The sequence below is a fragment of the Francisella philomiragia subsp. philomiragia ATCC 25015 genome (genome assembly GCF_000156715.1).
GTDB lineage: Bacteria > Pseudomonadota > Gammaproteobacteria > Francisellales > Francisellaceae > Francisella > Francisella philomiragia.
The window spans coordinates 173,357-194,916 of record NZ_DS999312.1 but is presented as its reverse complement, the minus strand read 5'-3'; the positions used below and the strand labels follow the sequence as shown (position 1 = coordinate 194,916).

The following is a 21,560-nucleotide window of genomic DNA, read 5'->3' as shown; positions in this document are numbered from 1 at the left end:
TAGAGGATTAGATAATTTTTTACGATAATATCTGTGCAATAAATAAAACCTTTTTCCTGGTTTAGCTTTTACTATACTTTTAAGTTTTAATATCACTTTTAAACATACCTTCTAAGTTAAGCAAATAACTCTAGCTCTAATAATTTTAACCTCTTGGATGATGTTTTTGGTATATTTCTTGTAAGCGATTTTGAGATATATGTGTATAAATAGTTGTTGTTGATACATTACTATGACCTAACAATAACTGAACCGATCTAAGATCTGCACCATGATTGAGTAAATGTGTTGCAAAAGCATGTCTTAGAGTATGTGGCGATATATCTGTGTTTATGCCCGCAATAAGCGCATAGCTCTTAATACGATGCCAAAAAGATTGACGAGTTATTCTCTTTGAATGTTTGCTAATAAAAACAGCTTTCTCTTTAAAATTTTTAGCTAACGACTCACGCGACTCTTCAAAATATTTATGTAAATATTCAAGAGCATACTCTCCTATTGGCACAATTCGCTCTTTCGAGCCTTTACCCATGACTTGTATTACCCCGACATTCAAATCAATATCATTAGTATTTAGCCCAACCAACTCACTAACTCTCAAACCGGTAGCATACATAAGCTCTAGCATTGCCTTATCACGAATACCAATATCATCTGTTAAATCAGGCGCTTGAAGTAGCCTTTCGACATCAACTTCTGTCATATCTTTAGGCAACCTTTTAGCTAACTTCGGTAAAGTTAATTTTGTAGTCGGATTAGTAGTAGCTTGACCTGTCGATATAAGCCAATTATAGAACTTACGTAAAGTAGATATCATACGTGCATTAGATCGGCTACTGTAGCCATTCTTAGAACGATAAGATATAAAAGCATATAGTTGCTCAAAATCAAGATTAATCAATTCTACTTGTGAGAAATAACTTTGTAAGAACTTTAGATCTGTGCGATAAGATGAAATAGTGTTCTGGCTTAAACCGTGCTCAAGCCAAAGATTATCAAGAAAAGCATCAACAGCTGTAGACACTTTTTGATTTTCCTAGAATTATACTTTTTCTTTAATTCTAGCAGCCTTACCAGTAAGACCTCTCATGTAGTATAGCTTAGCTCTACGTACATCTGCTCTCTTCTCAACAGTGATACTGTCAATTAGAGGTGAGTGAGTTTGGAAAGTTCTTTCTACACCCATACCTGAAGACATTTTTCTTACTGTGAAAGCAGAGTGAAGACCTCTGTTTCTTTTTCTAAGAACGAAACCTTTAAAAGCCTGAATTCTTTGCTTATCGCCTTCTTTAATCCATAGGTTAACAGTGATCGAATCACCTGGATTAAATTCTGGAAGATCTGTTCTGATTTGTGACTTTTCTACTAATTCAACAAATTTATTTTTCATTTTTCTCTCCTTTTGTGCTTACCATATCTATTTTATAATCATTTATAATTTGCTTATCTTCTTCAGATAGGCATAGGCACTCAATTAAATCTTTACGACGCTCATAAGTTCTTATCAACTTCTGTTTACGCCTCCATTTTGCTATTTCCTTATGATTACCAGATAACAAAACACTTGGGACCGCATTACCATCAGGCAAAACAGCTGGCTTTGTATAATGCGGGTAGTCCAAAAGACCATCATAAAAAGAATCCTCAATCATGGAATCCTTGTTACCCAACACCTCTGGCAATAGCCTTATCAGACTATCCATAACTAACATAGCAGGGAGCTCACCACCACTTAATACAAAATCACCGACTGAAATCTCTTCATCAACATAATCTTGAATCAAGCGCTCATCAACCCCTTCATATCTACCACAAAGCAGTATCAATGAATCATTCTCTAAAAGCTCAAGAGCCTTATTATGATTAAACACACTACCCTGAGGTGACAAGTATACTACTTTTGTATTATAACCTAAAGTACTTTTTGCATCTTTGATTGCCTGTGATAATGGTTCATATTTCATAACCATACCGGCCCCACCACCAAAGCTGGTATCATCTACCGTTGCATGCTTATCAGTTGTATAATCTCGAGGATTAAAGCATTTTATAGATGCCTTAGAGTCTTTTATCGCCCTAGCAGTAATCCCAAAATCATTTATCGCCTTAAACATTTCAGGGAATATAGATATTATGCCAAATTTCATTTTTCTAAATCTAGAATTAAAACAGCTCTAATTTTAGTACTTAAGACAAACAAACACAAATATTGAATCACAAAGCAATTGACTAATAATCGTATTCCCAATCAACAACTATTTTTTTTAAATCAAGATCTTCACTAACAATATATTGCTTAACATAAGGAATAAGATATTCATCAGAGTCTTTCTTACAAACTAAAACTTCATTAGCACCAGTTTCAATAATCCCAATTACTTTACCAAATGAATCATTAGCTGTATTTACAATCGTACATCCAATTAAATCTGTAAAATAAGCTTCGTCATTACCAACCTTTGGCAATGCTTCTTTTGGCACTCCAATTAGAGAGTTAACATATTTCTTTGCAGTTTCTACATCATTAACACTAGCAAGCTTAATATACAGCTTATCAGCTCGTCTTAAGACACTCTCATCTTTAAGTGGTTGCCAAGCACTATTAGCCGGTAACTGGATATACCAGTTGCCATAACTCAAAAGTGTTTCTATTGAACTTGCTAAAGGATACAAGTTAAGCTCGCCATCAAGCTTATATGTAGCACCAATTTTAGCTATTTCCACAAAATCTTGTGACATAAAAGAAAAATAATTTGATTCTATAAATACGAATTAAGCAACTTTTTTAGCTTCTTTGATTAAGCTAGCTACTCTATCAGAAGGTTGAGCACCTTTAGCAAGCCAAGCTTCAGCTTTAGCCACATCGAGCTTTAATCTTTCTTCACCACCTTTAGCTAAAGGATTAAAGAAACCTAGTTTCTCGATAAATCTACCATCTCTTGGACTTCTTTTATCAGCAACTACGATTCTATAGAAAGGACGCTTTTTAGCACCACCACGTGCCATACGAATTACTACCATTTATTTATTCTCCGGTTTTATATTTTAATTTTTTAATTATTAAAATTTATTAGCTAAGTTTAGCAGCCATAAACCTAGCAAAAATTATGCAAAAATTTAATAGCAATACTTTAAAGTCTCTTGACTAAAATGTCAATAGTTGACTTCACATAAACATAATATATAATACCCGAAGTCGCTGAATTTAACAAACAACTTGCTTGCGACATTAAATAATAAGCTAAAGCGTTTCTACTAAATTTTTATTCAAAATTTTCTAGAGACCTTTTAGCAACACTAAAAGGGAGAACAAAATGTCAAAAAATTATTTATTCACATCTGAGTCGGTTTCAGAAGGACATCCAGATAAACTAGCTGATCAAATATCAGATGCAATCTTAGATGAAATTTTAAAACAAGATAAAAACGCTCGTGTTGCATGTGAAACTTTAGTAAAAACTGGCATGGCTCTAGTTGCTGGCGAAATTACAACTTCTGCTTGGATTGATATTGAAGAGCTAGTCAGAAAAGTAATCGTTGAAACTGGATACGATAATGCAAACAAAGGTATTGATGGCAGAACTTGCTCTGTAATCAATGCTATTGGTAAACAATCTAGTGACATTGCCCAAGGTGTTGATCGCGGCTCACTAGAAGATCTTGGCGCAGGTGATCAAGGACTAATGTTTGGTTTCGCTACCAATGAAACACCAACTTTGATGCCTTCTGCGATTTACTATTCTCATTTACTAATGATAAAACAAGCAGAACATAGAAAATCAGGCAAACTTGGATGGTTAAGACCAGATGCAAAAGCTCAAGTAACTTTAGCATATGAAAATGATAAACCTAAGTTTATTGATACAATTGTCTTATCTACTCAGCATAACGAATCAATATCTCAAAAAGATTTATACGATGCTGTTATTGAAGAGATTGTAAAAGAAGTAATCCCTGCTGAACTAATAACAAAAGACACGAAGTATCATATTAATCCAACAGGTGTCTTCTTAATAGGCGGTCCTCAAGGAGATTGTGGTCTTACAGGTAGAAAAATTATTGTTGATACTTATGGTGGAGCTGCTCATCATGGTGGAGGTGCATTCTCTGGAAAAGATCCTTCAAAAGTTGATCGCTCTGGTGCATATATGGGTAGATATATCGCTAAGAATATTGTTGCTGCTGGGCTAGCTGATAAATGTGAAGTTCAAGTTGCTTATGCTATTGGTGTAGCAAAGCCTGTTTCTTTGATGGTCAACACTTTTGGTACAGGTAAAATTTCTGATAGCAAAATTGAAAAACTAGTCTCAGAAACTTTTGATCTTAGAGTTGGTAAGATTATCGAAAATCTTGATCTACTTAGACCTATTTATCGCAAAACTTCTAACTATGGTCATTTTGGTCGCGAGTTACCAGAGTTTACTTGGGAAAAAATAGATAAGGCTGATAACCTTAAATCTGCTGCTAAAATCTAATTTCTTATTTATATTCTCTATATTTCAATAAAATCAACCACCTATATTATTAGAATCTATTACAATAATATGACAATACTTTGTGAAAGTGAAAGTGGTTGTCTTTTTATTAAGAGTTTATAGCTAACCATATATATTATTTATACAATATTGAGAATAATAATATAAACTCATATGCCACTATACTCCGGCATTTCTAGTATCTATTTTTCAATCTAATCGAAAATACAAGATAATAATAAAAAGACTTATATTGGGAAATATAATTGGCTCCATTAGAGACTTTTAAGATAAACTTTTAGAGGTGCTCATGAAACTTCTGAGTTAGACGACTCTAACTAAATTAGATAATTTAATAGTTCGTTAATCACTAAACATTTATATCTAAAGAGTAGTTGAAAGCAACAAATCTAAATATCCCTTACCAGTTTCTGTAAAGTTAAGCATATTTTGGTTACAAAGTTCGATAATAGAATATAGACACTCTTTTTTTGGACAGTATCAAGGCAATATTACATTACATTGTGTCAGGGCTTGACTACAGAATCTGGTAAATAGCTTAGATATGAGCCATTTAGTCAATTATCACTTAAATTATTATGTGCATAAGAACAAATTTACTAAATAACCTACAACCTTTGATACATAAATTTTAAACTTATATTTATAAAATATTAGAGGGAAAGTTTTTGAAAGGGAATACCTAAGAAATATTTATTAGATTATGCTATAGTACTAGCTTTATTATATTTTTTCTTCGCTTGAATAAATTCAATTTTTAAATCTTTATATTTAGATTTTATCTCTTTTATATCAGCTTTAGATAATACATTTTCTTTCTTAGCTTTTAGATATTCTTGCTTAGCACTATACATGTTTTTAACATTTGTAACTAACTTAGAGTACAATTCCTCAATACCCAAATCGAACGATTTATTCTTCTTAGTTAGCGCCTCATCTAACTTAACCTTAGCTTTCGCAATTTCAATTAAATGCTTAGGCGTGGTTTTAAGATCATAACACCAGCCTATTTTTGCTAAACCTGCAATAAACCACTTAGATGGATCTAGATCAAACCATCTGATACCATTTCTATAATCGCCAGCAAACGCATGATGATAGTTATGATAGCCTTCTCCACCAGTCACTATAGCAGTTATCCAACTATCTCTAGCTGTATTTTTTGTAGAATATGGTCTTTTACCAATAGTATGCGCTAAGGAGTTAATACAAAAAGTTGCATGATGAACTAAAACAACTCTAAGCAGACCACCTAAAATTAAAAACCCCAAGGCACTTTGCCAAGCAGCTGTAAGTGTTCCACCTGTTGCAAATCCAAATATAAAACCTAAGAACGCTGGCAACCCAAAACACGCCAGAATAGCCAACACAGTATAATGATTATGTTGAAACACTAAAGCTTTATCCTTTAACAAATCATTAACTCCTCTTATTTCTTGGACATCAGGACTACTATGTCTTAATAACCAACCAAAGTGAGAGAACCAAAAACCTCTTGTAGCTGCATACGGATCTTTTACAGGATCATCAACATCTTTATGGTGTTTTCTATGATCTGATGACCATTGAATTACACTATTCTGTAATGCTGCAGTACCAAAAAGAAGAAGTGCGTATGTTACTATCTTGTTAGCCTTGTATGTTTTGTGCGACCACAATCTATGGTAACCCATTGTAATACCAACACCTGTAAGTGCATAGAAAACTATTAGACAGACATAATCTGAAGTTGAGAATCCATAAGTCATAGCATACCACGGCACTGCGATAACTGTAACCAATGGAAGAAGCAATAGCCCGAAGACACTCTTCCAAACTATACTTCCTTGTTTTTCTATGGTTTGATGTATCATTTCATTATTATTATTCATTTAGAACCTTTAACCTTTTTTTGAATTTAATCCACCTGATGTGGATACGGGAAAATTAACTACAATACTATGATAACACGTATCTGATTTTTTTGATAGCTATTTAAGCGGGTTTAAATTTGGGCTCTAGCTTTAACATTGATTTCTAAATTAGAATCCTTAAAACTATTGGCATATCTATAAGCACCAGCAAGAGCAATCATTGCACCATTATCTGTACAATATTTCATTGGAGGGAAAAATATCTCATAACCCTTATTCTTGGACAGTACATCCAACTTAGAGCGTAGCAATTTATTTGCACTAACCCCACCAGATATAACCAACCTTTTGTTTCCTGTCTTCTGTAAGGCTTTTTCACACTTTGTTACTAAAACATCTACAGCCGCTTCTTGAAATGCATAACATAAATTTGCTTTATTTTCATATGACTGATCTATTTCACTATACCAAGTATTCAATACAGCAGTCTTTAGACCGCTAAAACTAAAATCCAAATTAGGCTTATTTTTCATTGGTCTAGGCAGATCATACTTTTTTTTATCTGTAGCTTTTTCAGCAAGATTAGCCACCTCGACTCCACCAGGGTATGACATCCCTAGAAGTTTAGCTGTTTTATCAAATGCTTCTCCAGCAGCATCATCAATAGACTCTCCGAGTAAAGAGTATTCTCCAAACTCTCTAACTTCGAATAATTGAGTATGCCCACCAGATACCAGTAATGCAACGAATGGATATTTTATATCACTACTTTGATCTAAAAGAGGCGATAATAAATGTCCTTCAAGATGATGTACAGCTACTGTATCAATATTATGTATCAATCCTAATGTTTTAGCAAAAGTTGCCCCCACCATCAGTGCACCAATCAGTCCTGGCATAGCTGTATAGGCAATGCAGCTTAAGTCATTAAAATTGATGTTAGCATTACTGAGTAGCTCTTTAGTCAAAATATTTAATTTTGCAATATGTTCACGTGATGCAAGTTCTGGAACTACACCACCATATTTTTTATGCAAATCTATCTGACTATATAATACATCTGCAACAAGAGTTTTAGATGAATAATCATAAATCGCCAAACCAGTTTCATCACAGGAGCTTTCTATACCTAAAACAAGCATTATTTCTTAGCAGCCCCAGCACCACCATTAGTCTTTGTGATCTGAATAAATTTAGTTATAAATGAGCCCACAACCAAACCAATCACAAAAGCAATAGATAAAAGCACCATAAGAGGCAATGTTGTACTACCAAATATGTAATCAAAACTGACATTATCAGTATTCAATATAGATAAAAAAACAATTACAATAATTGCTAAACCAAATAGTATTTGCCAAAACAGTTTTTTAATTGTACTAAACACTAGCCACATTCTTATATAAGATATATTGACAATATTATAGTTAATTTTTTTGAAATTATAAAACTTAATTTGAGAGATATTTTAGAAAACTCTTTGATATTGCATTTATAAATATGCAATACTTTGATACAAATAATAATTAGAAATCTAAAGATTCCAAAGCATTTCTTAATGACTCTTCAATATCATCATTAAGATCTTTATCTTCTTTTTCAATTTGATTCTCAAAGAGAGTGTCTTCAGAGTTAAATGATGATGCTTCTGTGAATATCATATTATCTTCTACACCTAGCTCTTCTCTCATCTTCTCAATTTTATTAGACTCTTTTCTAACCGCTAAACCTGTACCTGTAGGTATTAGTCTACCAATAAGAACGTTTTCTTTAAGTCCTCTTAATTGATCAACTTGAGAATGTATCGAAGCCTCAGTTAATACTCTAGTCGTTTCTTGGAAGGATGCTGCAGACAAGAATGACTCCGTAGATAAAGATGATCTAGTGATACCCATTAGAGTAAGCTCATACTCAACCAATCTCTTACCTTCTTTAGCTAGTCTATCATTTTCTTCAAGTATTCTTACTAATTCAATACTTTCATCTTTGACAAACTTACTATCACCTTCATCAAGAATTGTTGCTTTTCTTAACATCTGTCTAACGATTGTTTCAATATGCTTATCGTTAATTACAACACCTTGCATACGATATACAGACTGAGCTTCAATCAAGATATAGTCAGCAAACGCTTCTAAACCTTTATACTTAAGAAGATCATGTGGATCAGTAGGACCATCGGCTAATACGTCGCCTTTAGATACCTGCTCGCCATCAAAAACTACTAGATGTCTAGATTTAGGCAATAGTATCTCTTCAGCAATATGACCGCTCTTATCCAAGATTTCAATCCTTTGCTTTTCTTTAGTATCTCTATTACCCAATCTAACCATACCATCGCAAGGCGATAATATTGCAGCATCTTTAGGTCGTCTAGCCTCAAAAAGTTCAGCAACTCGTGGAAGACCACCTGTAATATCCTTATTCTTAGATCCTTCTAAAGGAATCTTAGCAACAACATCACCAACCTCTAATACTGAATCATCAGTAACGTTCAATACAGCACCTACAGCTAATGAAATTGATTTAAGCTCATTGCCTTTTTCATCAACAACTTTAACAACTGGCTTTAAGTTCTTAGAGGTTGTTCTTTGAGATATTGAAGTTATCTCAATAGTTTGCTGACCAGTTAAATCATCATATGTATGCTTTGATGTAATACCATCAATAACGTCTTCTAAAACAACTTTACCAGCAATATCTGTAATTAACGGCTGAGCATGCGGATCCCAAGTAGCAATAACATCGCCAATCTCAACACCCTTGCCACTTGCTAAAGGAACAACTGCACCCATAGGGATTTTATGTTGCTCTCTAACACGGCCCATAGTATCAGAAACTATAATTTCACCAGCTCTTGATATAACTATATTTTGACCATCTTTATTTGTAACTGTTCTGATGTTTTTGAACTTAATCTTACCAGCAGTCTTAACTTTAATATCAGATACTGTAATACCTAATGATGCCGCACCACCAGTATGGAACGTTCTCATCGTAAGCTGTGTACCTGGCTCACCAATTGACTGAGCAGCAATTACACCAACAGACTCACCGACATTAACCTTTCTCTCACGAGCAAGGTCACGACCATAACATTTAGCACATAAGCCTCTACGAGTCTTACATGTAATTGGAGATCTAACCTTGATCATGTCAATACCATTATCGTCAAGTATCTCAACAAGATTTTCATCAAGTAGAGTACCAGCTTCTAATAGAACAACTCCCTTTTCAGTCACAACATCAGCAGCTAATGTTCTACCTAAAGCTCTCTCTACTAGAGGAACTTTAACTTCGCCATCTTCAACAATAGCTGAGAACATTAAACCATCATCAGTACCACAATCTTCTTCGATAACAACTAAATCTTGGGCAACATCCACAAGTCTACGAGTTAGGTAACCAGCGTTAGCTGTCTTCAATGCTGTATCTGCTAGACCTTTACGAGCTCCGTGAGTGGATGTAAAGTACTGCAATACTGACAAGCCTTCTCTAAAGTTTGCAGTAATAGCAGTTTCAATCATCGTTCCATCTGGCTTAGCCATTAGACCACGCATACCTGCAAGCTGTCTCATCTGGTTATAAGAACCCCTTGCCCCTGATTTTGCCATCATATATACAGAGTTAAATGATTCGATTTCTTTATTCTCACCATTTACCATTACAGTATCTTTTGAAATCGCATCCATCATCGAAGCACCAACCTCATCCGAAGTTTTGCTCCAAATATTGATGATATTATTATATCTTTCATTCTCTGTAATTAATGAAGACTGATACTGCTCCGTAATATGCTTAATTTCTTTTTCTGCCTCTTCTACTTTAGCTTCTTTATTTTCAGGTATTGTCATATCATCAACACCCACAGAAACGCCTGATAATGTCGAATATTTAAAACCTGCATACATCAGTTTATCTGCTAAAACTACAGTCGCCTTACCACCTAGCACTCTAAATGCTTGATTAATAATCTTAGAAATTTCTTTCTTAACAAGTACTTTATTTAATAATGAGAATGACAAACCTTCTGGCAATATATTAAGAAGTAGTGCTCTACCAACAGTAGTATTTACAACCCCCTTCTCATTATAAGTATTGCCTTTAGTATCAAAAACTTGTCTATCTATTCTAAGCTTAATTTTAGCATGGATATCTATAGTGCCAGAGTTATATGCTCTACTAACGTCATCATAGCTTGAGAATAGTTTACCTTCACCACGAGCGCCCTCTTTCTCTCTAGTAATGTAGTACAAACCTAGTACAATATCTTGAGTAGGAGTGATGATCGGCTGACCAGATGCTGGAGATAAGATGTTGTTTGTAGACATCATTAATACTCTAGCTTCTAATTGAGACTCTACAGTTAATGGTACGTGTACAGCCATTTGGTCACCATCGAAATCGGCGTTAAATGCCGCACAAACCAAAGGATGTAGCTGTATCGCTTTACCTTCGATTAGCTTAGGTTCGAATGCCTGAATACCAAGTCTATGAAGTGTTGGAGCACGGTTTAGTAATACAGGATGCTCATTAATAACAACTTCTAGAATATCCCATACAACAGCTTCTTCAAGCTCAACCATTCTCTTAGCTTGTTTGATAGTTGTTGCATAACCACCTAATCTTAACTTAGAGTATACAAAAGGCTTAAATAGCTCTAATGCCATCTTTTTAGGTAAACCACACTCATGCAATCTTAGAGATGGACCAACCGTAATTACAGAACGACCAGAATAGTCTACACGTTTACCAAGTAAGTTCTGACGGAAACGTCCTTGCTTACCTTTTATCATATCAGCAAGAGACTTAAGTGGACGCTTATTTGAACCTGTTACAGCCCTACCACGTCTACCGTTATCTAGTAACGCATCTACAGCTTCTTGCAACATTCTCTTTTCATTTCTAACAATAATATCTGGAGCATTTAGATCCAATAGTTTTTTAAGTCTATTGTTTCTATTAATTACTCTACGATATAAATCGTTAAGATCAGAAGTTGCAAATCTACCTCCTTCAATTGGAACTAGTGGTCTTAAATCTGGCGGTAAAACTGGTAATACAGTCATCACCATCCACTCAGGTTTATTTCCAGATGCTTGGAAAGTTTCAAGAAGTCTTAATCTCTTAATAGCTTTTTCTTTTTTAGCTGTAGATTTACTCTCTTCATATTCGGCTTGTAAAGACTCTATTTCAGTTTCAAGATCGGTATCTGCTAATAAGTCTCTTATAGCTTCTGCACCCATAGATGCTTCAAACTCATAACCATAGTTCTCTAGAGCTTCAGCATACTCATCATCAGTAAGAAGTTGTTTTTTCTCTAGTGGAGTCATGCCTGGATCTGTAACTATGTAAGATTCAAAGTATAGAACCTTCTCAACATTCTTTAATGGCATATCAAGAAACAGACCTATTCTAGAAGGCAAAGATTTTAGATACCATATATGTACTACTGGACATACTAAATCTATATGACCCATTCTTTCTCTACGTACTTTGGCCTGCTCTACCTCAACACCACAACGCTCACATACTACGCCACGATGCTTAAGTCTTTTATACTTACCACACAAACATTCGTAGTCTTTTATTGGACCAAAGATTTTAGCACAGAATAATCCATCTCTCTCTGGTTTGAATGTTCTATAATTTATAGTTTCTGGTTTTTTAACTTCACCATGAGACCATGAACGAATGACCTCTGGAGATGCTAAAGATATTTTAATAATATCAAACTTTTTACTATTGTAGTTTTGATGTAGGATACCGTTATTCACAGGTAATTCTCCTATACTTTTATTTTAAATAACAAAAAATAAGTAGCTTCAAATTAAGATGCTTATTCTTCCTCAGATGAATAGTCAAAATCCATATCTATACCCAATGCTCTAACTTCATTTCTTAAAACATTGAATGATTCTGGAACATCTACATTCATAGTTAACTTACCATCAACTATATTCTTATACATCTTAGATCTACCAGTTATGTCATCTGACTTAACCGTTAACATCTCTCTTAGAGTATAAGCAGCACCATATGCTTGTAATGCCCAAACTTCCATCTCACCGAATCTTTGACCACCAAATTGCGCTTTACCACCTAACGGTTGCTGCGTAACTAAGCTATAAGATCCAGTTGATCTAGCATGCATTTTATCATCTACTAAATGGTCTAACTTAAGCATATACATATAACCAACCGTTACATGCCTATCAAATGGTTTACCGGTACGACCATCAAATAGTTTCATCTGACCATTAGTTGCAAAGCCACCTATTTTTAGCAATGATTTGATATCTTCTTCTTTTGCACCATCAAATACAGGGGTAGCAATTGGCACTCCTCCTTTTAGATTTTCACAAAGGTTCAATATCTCTTCATCATTTAAAGCTTTAAGATCAACTTTTTTATCACCTACACTATTATAGACTTCTTCTAAAGTTTTTCTTAACTCTGCTGCTTTTCTTGTTTTTTCTAGAGTTTGCTCTATTTTCTTGCCTAAGCCATAAGAAGCTAATCCTAAATGAGCCTCTAGAATCTGACCGATATTCATACGCGAAGGAATACCTAGTGGATTCAAACAGACATCTACAGGAGTACCATCTTCCATATATGGCATATCCTCTACTGGTAACACTCGTGAAACCACACCTTTGTTACCATGACGTCCAGCCATCTTATCACCTGGCTGAATACGCTTTTTAATAGCGACAAAAACTTTAACTGTCTTAAGTACACCAGGAGATAACTCATTACTTTGCATGATAGATTTTTTCTTAGCTTCAAATCTAGCATCTACAGCTATTTTTGCTTCTTCGTAATACTCTCTAGCATTCTGTACTTTTTGCTCAAGTTTTTCATCTTCAAAAGAAATTTCCAGCCATTTAGAAAAAGGTAAAGTTGCTAAAAATTCTTTTGTAAGAACAGCACCTTTCTTAAGTCCTTTTGCTTTTTGTATCTTAGCTCCAATCACATCTGTCTCGATAGATGATTTAACTACAGATTCAATCACAGCAAATTCTTCATCGAAATCTTTACGCGCTTTATCAATTAGTTCTTTCTCAATTTTAAGAGCTCTTTTACTCTTGCCACCTTTATCATTTTCAAAAACCTGAACATTAATTACAGTACCTGAAGTACCGCTAGGCATTCTTAATGAACTATCAGCAACATTTGATGCTTTTTCATTAAAGATTGCTCTAAGAAGTCTTTCTTCAGGAGTTAACTGCTGCTCAGCTTTTGGCGTAATCTTAGCGACAAGAATATCGCCAGCCTCAACATTAGCACCGATATGGACAATACCTGACTCATCAAGCTTAGCAAGACTTGACTCACTTACATTTGGAATATCTGCTGTTACTTCTTCAGGGCCTAATTTAGTATCACGAGCCACACATGTAAACTCTTCAATATGGATACTAGTGTACTTATCATCTTTTACTATTCTCTCAGAAAGTAAAATTGAATCCTCAAAGTTATAACCATTCCACGGCATGAAAGCAACCATAAGATTATGGCCAAGTGATAACTCACCAAAATCAGTTGCAAAACCGTCAGCCAAAATATCACCCGCTTCAATCTTATCACCAACATTAACTATTGGACGTTGATTGATACAAGTATTCTTGTTTGAACGCTTAAACTTAGTCAGGCTGTAAATATCAACTAACTTGCTTGTTTTAGATTTTTCAGTATCAACTTTAACAACTATTCTATTAGAATCAACTTCTGCTATCTCACCAGCATTTCTTGCGATAATACAGTTACCAGAATCTCTTGCAACAATCTTCTCCATACCGGTACCGACTAGAGGCTTTTCAGATTTAAGCGTTGGTACAGCTTGACGTTGCATGTTTGCACCCATCAATACCCTGTTAGCATCATCATGCTCTAAGAATGGTATTAATGCTGCAGCTGCTGAAACCATCTGTTTAGCAGAAACATCCATATACTGAACTCTACTTGACTCAGTAAATATTGCCTCACCGCCAGAACGACACTGAATAAGATCTTCTACAAAATGGTTATTTTTATCAAGTTTAGTTGATGCTTGAGCAATCACGTAATGATCTTCATCAATAGCTGATAAATACTCAATTTCATTAGTTACTTTACCATTAACTACTTTTCTATATGGTGCTTCTAAAAAGCCATAATCATTAACTCGCGCATAACTTGCCAATGAGTTAATCAGACCAATGTTTGGACCCTCTGGAGTCTCAATAGGACATAGTCTACCATAGTGAGTTGCGTGAACATCACGAACTTCAAATCCTGCTCTATCACGCGACAAACCACCAGGACCCAGTGCTGAAATTCTTCTTTTATGAGTTACTTCAGATAGTGGATTATCTTGATCCATAAACTGAGATAAAGCACCCGATGTAAAGAATTCTTTGATTGCTGCTGTAATTGGTTTAGAGTTAACAATATCTTTAGGCATAAGCTTATCTTTATGTACCAAAGACATACTCTCACGGATACCTTTTTCTACTCTATAAAGACCAATTCTAAACTGGTTCTCAACCATCTCACCAACAGAACGAACACGTCTATTACCTAGATGATCGATATCATCAACCTTGCCTTTACCATCACGGATATTAATAAGCTCTTCGATAACACCTACAATATCACTATTTTCTAAAGTATAAATATCTTTAGATACATTATCAGAGCCTAATCTTGCATTTAGTTTCATTCTACCTATATCAGACAAGCTATATCTACTTTCAATAAAGAATAGTCCCTCAAATAGCGCTTTTACAGAAGCTGCTGCTGGAGGATCACCAGGTCTAAGAACCTTATATATTTCTACAAGTGCTTCATCTGTATTTTTAGTAAGGTCATATTTCAGGGTATCTGATATATATCTACCTCTTTCGGTAGTTATAAAATCAATAACTTCCAATTCAAGCATGCCCGCTTCTACACATGCTTCTAATAAATTTTCTGTAACATCGTCATTAGCATAAGCTATCACTTCACCTGTAGCTTCATTAACGATATCTTTTGCCACTCTAAGAGTACCAACCAAATCAAAATCAATCGCTACAGAATCAACTCCTGCATCTTTGATTTTCTTAATATCCCTAGATGTTAATTTTTTATTTTTCTTAACAATTGTATTATCTTTTTCATCAATAATATCAAACTTAAGCACTTCACCTTTCATACTAGAAAGATCATCAAGCTTAAGTGCAAAACCTTTATTATTAAAACTAATTGTCTTACTATCAGAGAATCTATTTAATATTTCCTCTTGCGTATATCCAAGAGCTTTTAAAATTACTGTAGCGCAAAATTTTCTTTTTCTGTCGATTCTAGCCCATATAATACCTTTTGAGTCAAACTCAAAATCAAGCCATGAACCTCTGTAAGGAATAATACGTGCCGAAAACGCACCTTCCTCTGAATCATCCTTACTAAAGAACACACCAGGAGATCTATGCAATTGTGATACAACTACTCTTTCTGTACCATTAATTATAAAAGTACCATTAGTTGTCATAAGAGGAATATCGCCCATATAGACATATTCTTCTCTAATATCCTCTACCACTTTTTCGCTAGGAAGGGCTTCTTTGTTATATACAACCAATCTTAACTTCACATTTAATGGAGCATCATATGTAGCACCACGTACCTGACACTCTGTTTCATCAAAAGTAGGTTCACCAATTTGATAATCGACATAATGAAGTTCATATTGCCCATTTTTACTTTCTACAGGAAAAGATTGCTTAAGCACTAATTCAAGACCAGAGTGAAGTCTACCTTTTGCATCATCTGCATTTAAAAATTTTCTATAAGACTCTGTTTGAATGGAAAGTAAATATGGCACATCTAAGATATGAGGAAGAACCCCAAACTCTTTGCGAATTCTTTTTTTCTCAGCGTATGAGTAAGACATCAAAAACATCCCTAAGATTTTGTTTACACAAAATAAAAAGCAAATATGACTATATTTGCACCAATATCTATGTATCTTTCAATACTAGAAAGACTAGGGGCCAAAATTGACCACTAGTCATAAATTTCTAAAAATTATAATTTAGAATTTTATTATTTAAGCTCAACTTTAGCGCCAGCTTCTTCAAGTTGCTTTTTAAGAGCTTCCGCTTCATCTTTAGATGCAGCTTCTTTAACTGTGAAAGGAGTACCTTCAACAGCATCTTTAGCTTCTTTAAGACCAAGACCAGTAGCGCCTCTTACCGCTTTAATAGCAGCAATTTTGTTTGAACCAGCATCAACTAAAACAACGTCAAATTCAGTTTTCTCTTCAGCAGCTTCAGCAGCAGCAGCTGGAGCAGCAGCAACAGCAACAGCAGCAGCAGCAGATACACCAAATTTTTCTTCCATCATTTTAACTAAATCACATACATCCATTACACTCATTTCAGCAACAGCATTTAGGATATCTTCTTTTGTTATAGACATTTTTATAACTCCTATTTATTTAACAATTAATTCTTTTTTAGCTTTTCTATAAGCCAGTGCAATTATTTACTATCTCCAACAGCAGCAAATACTCGTACCGCCTGAGACGGAATCTCATTAAGAGTACGAACAAACTTAGTAACTGGTGCTTGCATAACATTAAGTAATGTAGCAAGTGCCTCTTCCCTAGTAGGAAGCTTAGCAAAGTCATCTAACTTTTCAGGACCAAACAGTTCACCAGACATAGCTAAATTTTTCACTTCAAAAGCATTATGATCTTTTTGGAAGCTTTTAAATAGCTTAGCTGCTGCACCTGGCTCATCCTTAGAAAGAGCAAGAACAAGAGGACCTTTAAGAGCATCACCAAGACACTCAAAATCAGTTCCTTTAATTGCTAAACGTGCTAAGTTGTTACGCACAACTCTTAAATAAACTCCAGACTCACGAGCTTGCTTTCTTAATGAAGTCATTTCATTAACAGTCAAACCACGGTAGTCTGCTACTGCTGCAGACAATGCTGAGGACACTTGTTCAGCAACTTCAGCAACAATTGCTTTTTTATCCTCTATTCTAAGTGCCATATCGACTCCTTATTTATTGTCCACACTTTATTTAATTAACACGATATTTAGACCAAAAAAGGTTGTCAACATCGTCTGCGTAGGATAAATATTAAGCCAAGCAAGCTCGACTCCTACGGTCTTTGATCGTTGCATTTTCATACAACCCAAAGAAATTGCAAAGCAGTATATTATATATTTAAATCTGAAAAGTCAACACTTATTCCTGGACCCATTGTACTAGATACAGAAACTTTCTTCAAATATATACCTTTTGATACTGATGGCTTTGCTTTTTTAAGATCAGCCAATAGCTGCTCTAAATTCTGCTTTAAAGCATCACTAGTAAAGTTTACCTTACCAATAGTAGTATGAATTATACCTGCTTTATCAACTCTATATCTAACTTGACCTGCTTTAGCATCTCTAACTGCTTTAGCAACATCCATAGTCACAGTACCAACCTTAGGGTTCGGCATAAGACCTTTAGGACCAAGGATTTGACCAAGCTGTCCAACAACTCTCATTGAATCTGGCGAAGCGATAACAACATCAAAGTCCATATTACCTTTTTTAACTTCATCAGCTAAATCTTCCATACCAACCACATCAGCACCAGCTTCTTTAGCAGCATCAGCAGCAGGACCTTTAGCAAAAACTGCTACTCTAACAGTTTTACCAGTACCATTAGGAAGAACAGATGCTCCTCTTACAACCTGATCAGATTTACGCGGATCAACTCCTAAAGCTACAGATACATCTACTGATTCAACAAATTTAACAGATGAAACATCTCTTAAAATATCAAAAGCTTCTGATACAGGATATTTTTTCTCAGCATCAATCTTAGCTGAGATTTCTTTCATTCTTTTTGAAATTTTAGCCATTACTCAACCCCTTCTACTTTTACACCCATACTACGTGCAGAACCCGCAATAATTCTTACAGCAGCATCAATATCTGCAGCTGTTAAATCAGGATCTTTAACCTTAGCAATCTCTTCTAATTGCTCACGAGTAATAGTACCAATAAGATCTTTTGAAGGATTTGATGAACCAGACTTAACCTTGATAGCCTTCTTAATTAAATAAGAAGCTGGAGGAGTCTTCATTTCAAAAGTAAAACTACGATCACTATACACTGATATTTCAACAGGTATTGGCATACCAGGCTCCATACCTTGTGTCTTAGCGTTAAACTCCTTACAGAATCCCATAATATTAACACCGTGCTGACCCAATGCAGGACCAATTGGTGGGCTAGGATTCGCCTTCCCTGCTGCTACTTGCAACTTGATAATAGCTTCTATTTTTTTCTTAGCCATTTATTTTTCTCCAAATTTAGGTTAATAGCACTTATATAAAGATATAAGCTCCCCACATCTTAGCAAATCATTACTAAGATTCTTTTTCAACCTGTGAAAACTCAAGCTCAACAGGAGTAGATCTACCAAATATAGATACCGCCACTCTTAATCTTGATTTTTCATAGTTAACTTCTTCAATAACACCAGTAAAATCGTTGAAAGGTCCCTCAAGAACTCTAACAACTTCTCCAACATGATAAGTTTTTCTCAACCTAGGTTCAACCGTAGAAGTACTTCCCTCTACAAATCCTAATATCCTCTCCACCTCAGCCTTACTTAATGGAATTGGCTTACCTCGTGAACCAACAACAGTTAGCACTCTAGGTACAGCCTTTATGATATCCCACGCTTCCGTAGTTAAATTAGCCTCAATCAAAACATATCCTGGAAAGTACTTTCTTTCACTCTTACGTTTTTGACCACCCTTCATTTCAACAACATTCTCAGTTGGAACAAGTATTCTACCAAAGTTTTCTTTTAAGCCTGCTATTTCTATATTTTCTTCTAGCTGAGTTTTCACTCTTTTCTCATAACCTGAGTGCACTTGCACAACATACCAAAGCATATTTATATCCCTTTATTAACCCAGAAAATACTGAATAAAACTCTCAAATATAACACCAAATAAAGATATTATTAGTGCAAAAATTATAACAACCACTATGACCATGGCCGATATTGTCATCGTCTCCTTGCGTGTAGGCCATACAACCTTTGCCAACTCAAGTTTAGACGCCTGAAAAAATGCCCAGAAGCGACGCCCTTGATTCGTAAATCTTGCAACAACTAAAGCCACCAAGACCACAATAACAGCTAAAGATGTATTATAGGAGCTATAACTCCCACCAAGCACATCAGAGTACATAGTGATCGCAACACCAAAGACTATAATTGCTGCTGAAACTACCCACAACAACAAGCTACTTGACTTAGAAATCTTCTTGATTTCGCTAGTCTTTGTAGCACCACTGACCCACACTTTATTTAAACCTTGATTTTTTTTCACAAGATATCCCTTTCTTAAAAAAGTATTTACATAGAGAAATTACAAACGTAGCCAATAAAATATCACACCAAATAAATAATATCAAGAAATAAAAAAGGCGATGTTGCAAAAATCACAACACCGCCTTAATTATGTGGCAGGCCAGGAGGGACTCGAACCCCCAACTTGCGGTTTTGGAGACCGCTGCTCTACCAATTGAACTACTGACCTATATTTTTTGTTAAACTATCTATTATTCGATAATTTTAGCAACAACACCAGCACCAACCGTTCTACCACCTTCACGGATAGCAAAACGTAGACCTTCGTCCATAGCGATTGGGTTGATTAAAGTGATAGTCATCTTAATGTTATCACCAGGCATTACCATTTCAACACCTTCTGGTAACTCAACAGCACCAGTAATATCTGTAGTACGGAAGTAGAACTGCGGTCTATATCCTTTGAAGAATGGAGTATGTCTACCACCTTCTTCTTTAGAAAGAACATATACTTCAGCTTCAAACTTAGTATGTGGCTTAATTGAACCTGGCTTACATAGTACTTGACCACGCTCAACATCATCTCTCTTAAGACCACGAACTAGGATACCTACGTTATCACCAGCTTCCCCTTTGTCAAGAAGCTTACGGAACATTTCAACACCAGTTACTGTAGTTTTTTGAGTTGGACGAATACCAACAACCTCAACTTCATCACCAACATTGATCACACCACGCTCAATACGACCAGTTACTACTGTACCACGACCAGAGATTGAGAACACATCTTCAATTGGAAGAATGAATGGTTTAGCAGTGTCACGCTCAGGAGCTGGAATATAATCATCCATAGCAGCAACTAGCTCAACAATCTTCTCAACATACTGCTCTTCACCTTCGATAGCTTTAAGAGCAGAACCCATGATAACTGGAGTATCATCACCAGGGAAATCATACTGATCAAGAAGCTCACGAACTTCCATCTCTACCAACTCTAGTAACTCTTCGTCATCCACCATGTCACACTTGTTCAAGAAAACAACTATATAAGGTACGCCAACTTGACGAGAAAGTAAGATGTGCTCACGAGTTTGTGGCATAGGACCATCCGCAGCAGAACATACTAGGATAGCGCCATCCATTTGAGCAGCACCAGTAATCATGTTTTTAACGTAGTCCGCGTGTCCTGGACAGTCAACGTGAGCATAGTGTCTATTTGGAGACTCATACTCTACGTGAGAAGTATTAATAGTAATACCACGTGCCTTTTCTTCAGGCGCATTATCGATCTCATCAAACTTACGAGCTGAACCACCGTTCTTTTCAGCCATAACTTTAGTGATAGCAGCAGTAAGAGTAGTCTTACCATGATCAACGTGACCAATTGTACCTACGTTTACGTGCGGCTTCGAACGTTCAAATTTTTCTTTAGCCATTTCTATGCTCCATTTTTTTTCAACAAAAAACAATAAATCAAATATGGTGCTCACAACCAGACTTGAACTGGTGACCTCTCCCTTACCAAGGAAGTGCTCTACCAACTGAGCCATGCGAGCTTATTAATAGTGTTTATTTTATACAATTTAGTTTAGGTGGAGCGGGTGATGGGAATCGAACCCACGCTATCGGCTTGGAAGGCCGAAGTTCTACCATTGAACTACACCCGCATGGTGGAGGGAGCAGGATTCGAACCTGCGAAGGCTGAGCCGTCAGATTTACAGTCTGATCCCTTTGGCCGCTCGGGAATCCCTCCCCTAAAACTTTTAGATAACTATAAAGTTTATTTGACTAAAAATCAAGCTTTTTTATGATAATTTGCACTTTGCTTTGCAGAAACAACTTATCTAACAAAAAA

18 protein-coding genes and 4 tRNA genes are annotated in these 21,560 nt (G+C 35.4%); 1 reads left to right on the top strand and 21 read right to left on the bottom strand.

Annotation, left to right across the window (positions count from 1 at the left end):
- Positions 1 to 145 precede the first annotated feature (145 nt).
- The 5 genes from xerD to rpsP form a co-directional block, all read right to left on the bottom strand.
- A complete protein-coding gene (xerD, locus tag FTPG_RS03620; RefSeq protein ID WP_004287070.1) occupies positions 146 to 1,024 on the bottom strand; it encodes a site-specific tyrosine recombinase XerD in 879 nt (292 codons plus the stop codon).
- A gap of 18 nt (positions 1,025 to 1,042) precedes the next feature.
- Positions 1,043 to 1,390 carry a 50S ribosomal protein L19 gene (gene rplS / locus FTPG_RS03615; RefSeq protein ID WP_004287069.1) on the bottom strand — a complete coding sequence of 116 codons (348 nt, stop codon included), beginning with the start codon at positions 1,388 to 1,390 and terminating at the stop codon, positions 1,043 to 1,045.
- Complete coding sequence (trmD, locus tag FTPG_RS03610) at positions 1,380 to 2,147, bottom strand: tRNA (guanosine(37)-N1)-methyltransferase TrmD (protein ID WP_004287068.1); 768 nt, start codon at positions 2,145 to 2,147, stop codon at positions 1,380 to 1,382. The genes rplS and trmD overlap by 11 nt, the downstream gene beginning before the upstream one ends.
- An 82-nt stretch (positions 2,148 to 2,229) precedes the next feature.
- Entirely contained in the window at positions 2,230 to 2,739 is a 510-nt protein-coding gene (rimM, locus tag FTPG_RS03605) for a ribosome maturation factor RimM (RefSeq protein ID WP_004287067.1), read from the bottom strand.
- Positions 2,740 to 2,772: 33 nt separating this feature from the next.
- Positions 2,773 to 3,021 (bottom strand): 30S ribosomal protein S16, encoded by a 249-nt coding sequence (gene rpsP / locus FTPG_RS03600; RefSeq protein ID WP_004287066.1) that lies wholly within the window; start codon positions 3,019 to 3,021, stop codon positions 2,773 to 2,775.
- A 293-nt stretch (positions 3,022 to 3,314) separates the two neighbouring features.
- Between rpsP and metK the strand changes: the two genes are divergently transcribed.
- Positions 3,315 to 4,475: a methionine adenosyltransferase gene (metK, locus tag FTPG_RS03595; RefSeq protein WP_004287065.1), complete on the top strand. Its 1,161-nt coding sequence runs from the start codon at positions 3,315 to 3,317 to the stop codon at positions 4,473 to 4,475.
- Positions 4,476 to 5,197: 722 nt separating this feature from the next.
- Here metK and FTPG_RS03590 read toward each other — a convergent pair.
- The 16 genes from FTPG_RS03590 to FTPG_RS03515 form a co-directional block, all read right to left on the bottom strand.
- On the bottom strand, positions 5,198 to 6,367 hold the full coding sequence (locus tag FTPG_RS03590) for an acyl-CoA desaturase (RefSeq protein WP_004287064.1): 1,170 nt from the start codon (positions 6,365 to 6,367) through the stop codon (positions 5,198 to 5,200).
- Between the two features lie 113 nt (positions 6,368 to 6,480).
- Positions 6,481 to 7,491 carry a tRNA (adenosine(37)-N6)-threonylcarbamoyltransferase complex transferase subunit TsaD gene (gene tsaD, locus FTPG_RS03585; RefSeq protein ID WP_004287063.1) on the bottom strand — a complete coding sequence of 337 codons (1,011 nt, stop codon included), beginning with the start codon at positions 7,489 to 7,491 and terminating at the stop codon, positions 6,481 to 6,483.
- A complete protein-coding gene (locus tag FTPG_RS03580) occupies positions 7,491 to 7,745 on the bottom strand; it encodes a lipopolysaccharide assembly protein LapA domain-containing protein (protein ID WP_012280435.1) in 255 nt (84 codons plus the stop codon). The genes tsaD and FTPG_RS03580 overlap by 1 nt, the downstream gene beginning before the upstream one ends.
- 130 nt (positions 7,746 to 7,875) lie before the next feature.
- The gene (rpoC, locus tag FTPG_RS03575) at positions 7,876 to 12,126 is read right to left on the bottom strand and encodes a DNA-directed RNA polymerase subunit beta' (RefSeq protein WP_004287061.1); all 4,251 of its coding nucleotides are present in this window, start codon (positions 12,124 to 12,126) and stop codon (positions 7,876 to 7,878) included.
- Between the two features lie 62 nt (positions 12,127 to 12,188).
- Positions 12,189 to 16,265 (bottom strand): DNA-directed RNA polymerase subunit beta, encoded by a 4,077-nt coding sequence (gene rpoB, locus FTPG_RS03570; protein WP_004287060.1) that lies wholly within the window; start codon positions 16,263 to 16,265, stop codon positions 12,189 to 12,191.
- Between the two features lie 152 nt (positions 16,266 to 16,417).
- Entirely contained in the window at positions 16,418 to 16,792 is a 375-nt protein-coding gene (gene rplL, locus FTPG_RS03565) for a 50S ribosomal protein L7/L12 (RefSeq protein ID WP_004287059.1), read from the bottom strand.
- 62 nt (positions 16,793 to 16,854) lie between these two features.
- Positions 16,855 to 17,373, bottom strand: coding sequence for a 50S ribosomal protein L10 (gene rplJ / locus FTPG_RS03560; RefSeq protein ID WP_004287058.1), 519 nt, complete (start codon positions 17,371 to 17,373; stop codon positions 16,855 to 16,857).
- A gap of 170 nt (positions 17,374 to 17,543) precedes the next feature.
- A complete protein-coding gene (gene rplA / locus FTPG_RS03555; protein WP_004287057.1) occupies positions 17,544 to 18,239 on the bottom strand; it encodes a 50S ribosomal protein L1 in 696 nt (231 codons plus the stop codon).
- Positions 18,239 to 18,676, bottom strand: coding sequence for a 50S ribosomal protein L11 (rplK, locus tag FTPG_RS03550; protein ID WP_004287056.1), 438 nt, complete (start codon positions 18,674 to 18,676; stop codon positions 18,239 to 18,241). Before rplK ends, rplA begins: the two co-directional genes overlap by 1 nt.
- Positions 18,677 to 18,749: 73 nt before the next feature.
- The gene (nusG, locus tag FTPG_RS03545) at positions 18,750 to 19,283 is read right to left on the bottom strand and encodes a transcription termination/antitermination protein NusG (protein ID WP_004287055.1); all 534 of its coding nucleotides are present in this window, start codon (positions 19,281 to 19,283) and stop codon (positions 18,750 to 18,752) included.
- Positions 19,284 to 19,298: 15 nt separating this feature from the next.
- On the bottom strand, positions 19,299 to 19,724 hold the full coding sequence (gene secE / locus FTPG_RS03540; RefSeq protein ID WP_004287054.1) for a preprotein translocase subunit SecE: 426 nt from the start codon (positions 19,722 to 19,724) through the stop codon (positions 19,299 to 19,301).
- A 134-nt stretch (positions 19,725 to 19,858) separates the two neighbouring features.
- A tRNA-Trp gene (locus FTPG_RS03535) sits at positions 19,859 to 19,934 on the bottom strand.
- 22 nt (positions 19,935 to 19,956) lie between these two features.
- Positions 19,957 to 21,141 carry an elongation factor Tu gene (gene tuf / locus FTPG_RS03530; RefSeq protein WP_004287053.1) on the bottom strand — a complete coding sequence of 395 codons (1,185 nt, stop codon included), beginning with the start codon at positions 21,139 to 21,141 and terminating at the stop codon, positions 19,957 to 19,959.
- A gap of 44 nt (positions 21,142 to 21,185) precedes the next feature.
- A tRNA-Thr gene (locus tag FTPG_RS03525) sits at positions 21,186 to 21,261 on the bottom strand.
- Positions 21,262 to 21,298: 37 nt separating this feature from the next.
- A tRNA-Gly gene (locus FTPG_RS03520) sits at positions 21,299 to 21,372 on the bottom strand.
- Between the two features lies 1 nt (position 21,373).
- Positions 21,374 to 21,458, bottom strand: a tRNA-Tyr gene (locus FTPG_RS03515).
- Between the last annotated feature and the right edge of the window lie 102 nt (positions 21,459 to 21,560).

Excerpts from the sequence above, each read along its gene's own strand:
- rplS (WP_004287069.1), bottom strand. The coding sequence starts at position 1,390 with ATGAAAAATAAATTTGTTGAATTAGTAGAAAAGTCACAAATCAGAACA.
- trmD (WP_004287068.1), bottom strand. The coding sequence starts at position 2,147 with ATGAAATTTGGCATAATATCTATATTCCCTGAAATGTTTAAGGCGATA.
- rimM (WP_004287067.1), bottom strand. The coding sequence starts at position 2,739 with ATGTCACAAGATTTTGTGGAAATAGCTAAAATTGGTGCTACATATAAG.
- rpsP (WP_004287066.1), bottom strand. The coding sequence starts at position 3,021 with ATGGTAGTAATTCGTATGGCACGTGGTGGTGCTAAAAAGCGTCCTTTC.
- metK (WP_004287065.1), top strand. The coding sequence starts at position 3,315 with ATGTCAAAAAATTATTTATTCACATCTGAGTCGGTTTCAGAAGGACAT.
- FTPG_RS03590 (WP_004287064.1), bottom strand. The coding sequence starts at position 6,367 with ATGAATAATAATAATGAAATGATACATCAAACCATAGAAAAACAAGGA.
- tsaD (WP_004287063.1), bottom strand. The coding sequence starts at position 7,491 with ATGCTTGTTTTAGGTATAGAAAGCTCCTGTGATGAAACTGGTTTGGCG.
- FTPG_RS03580 (WP_012280435.1), bottom strand. The coding sequence starts at position 7,745 with ATGTGGCTAGTGTTTAGTACAATTAAAAAACTGTTTTGGCAAATACTA.
- rpoB (WP_004287060.1), bottom strand. The coding sequence starts at position 16,265 with ATGTCTTACTCATACGCTGAGAAAAAAAGAATTCGCAAAGAGTTTGGG.
- rplL (WP_004287059.1), bottom strand. The coding sequence starts at position 16,792 with ATGTCTATAACAAAAGAAGATATCCTAAATGCTGTTGCTGAAATGAGT.
- rplJ (WP_004287058.1), bottom strand. The coding sequence starts at position 17,373 with ATGGCACTTAGAATAGAGGATAAAAAAGCAATTGTTGCTGAAGTTGCT.
- rplA (WP_004287057.1), bottom strand. The coding sequence starts at position 18,239 with ATGGCTAAAATTTCAAAAAGAATGAAAGAAATCTCAGCTAAGATTGAT.
- rplK (WP_004287056.1), bottom strand. The coding sequence starts at position 18,676 with ATGGCTAAGAAAAAAATAGAAGCTATTATCAAGTTGCAAGTAGCAGCA.
- nusG (WP_004287055.1), bottom strand. The coding sequence starts at position 19,283 with ATGCTTTGGTATGTTGTGCAAGTGCACTCAGGTTATGAGAAAAGAGTG.
- tuf (WP_004287053.1), bottom strand. The coding sequence starts at position 21,141 with ATGGCTAAAGAAAAATTTGAACGTTCGAAGCCGCACGTAAACGTAGGT.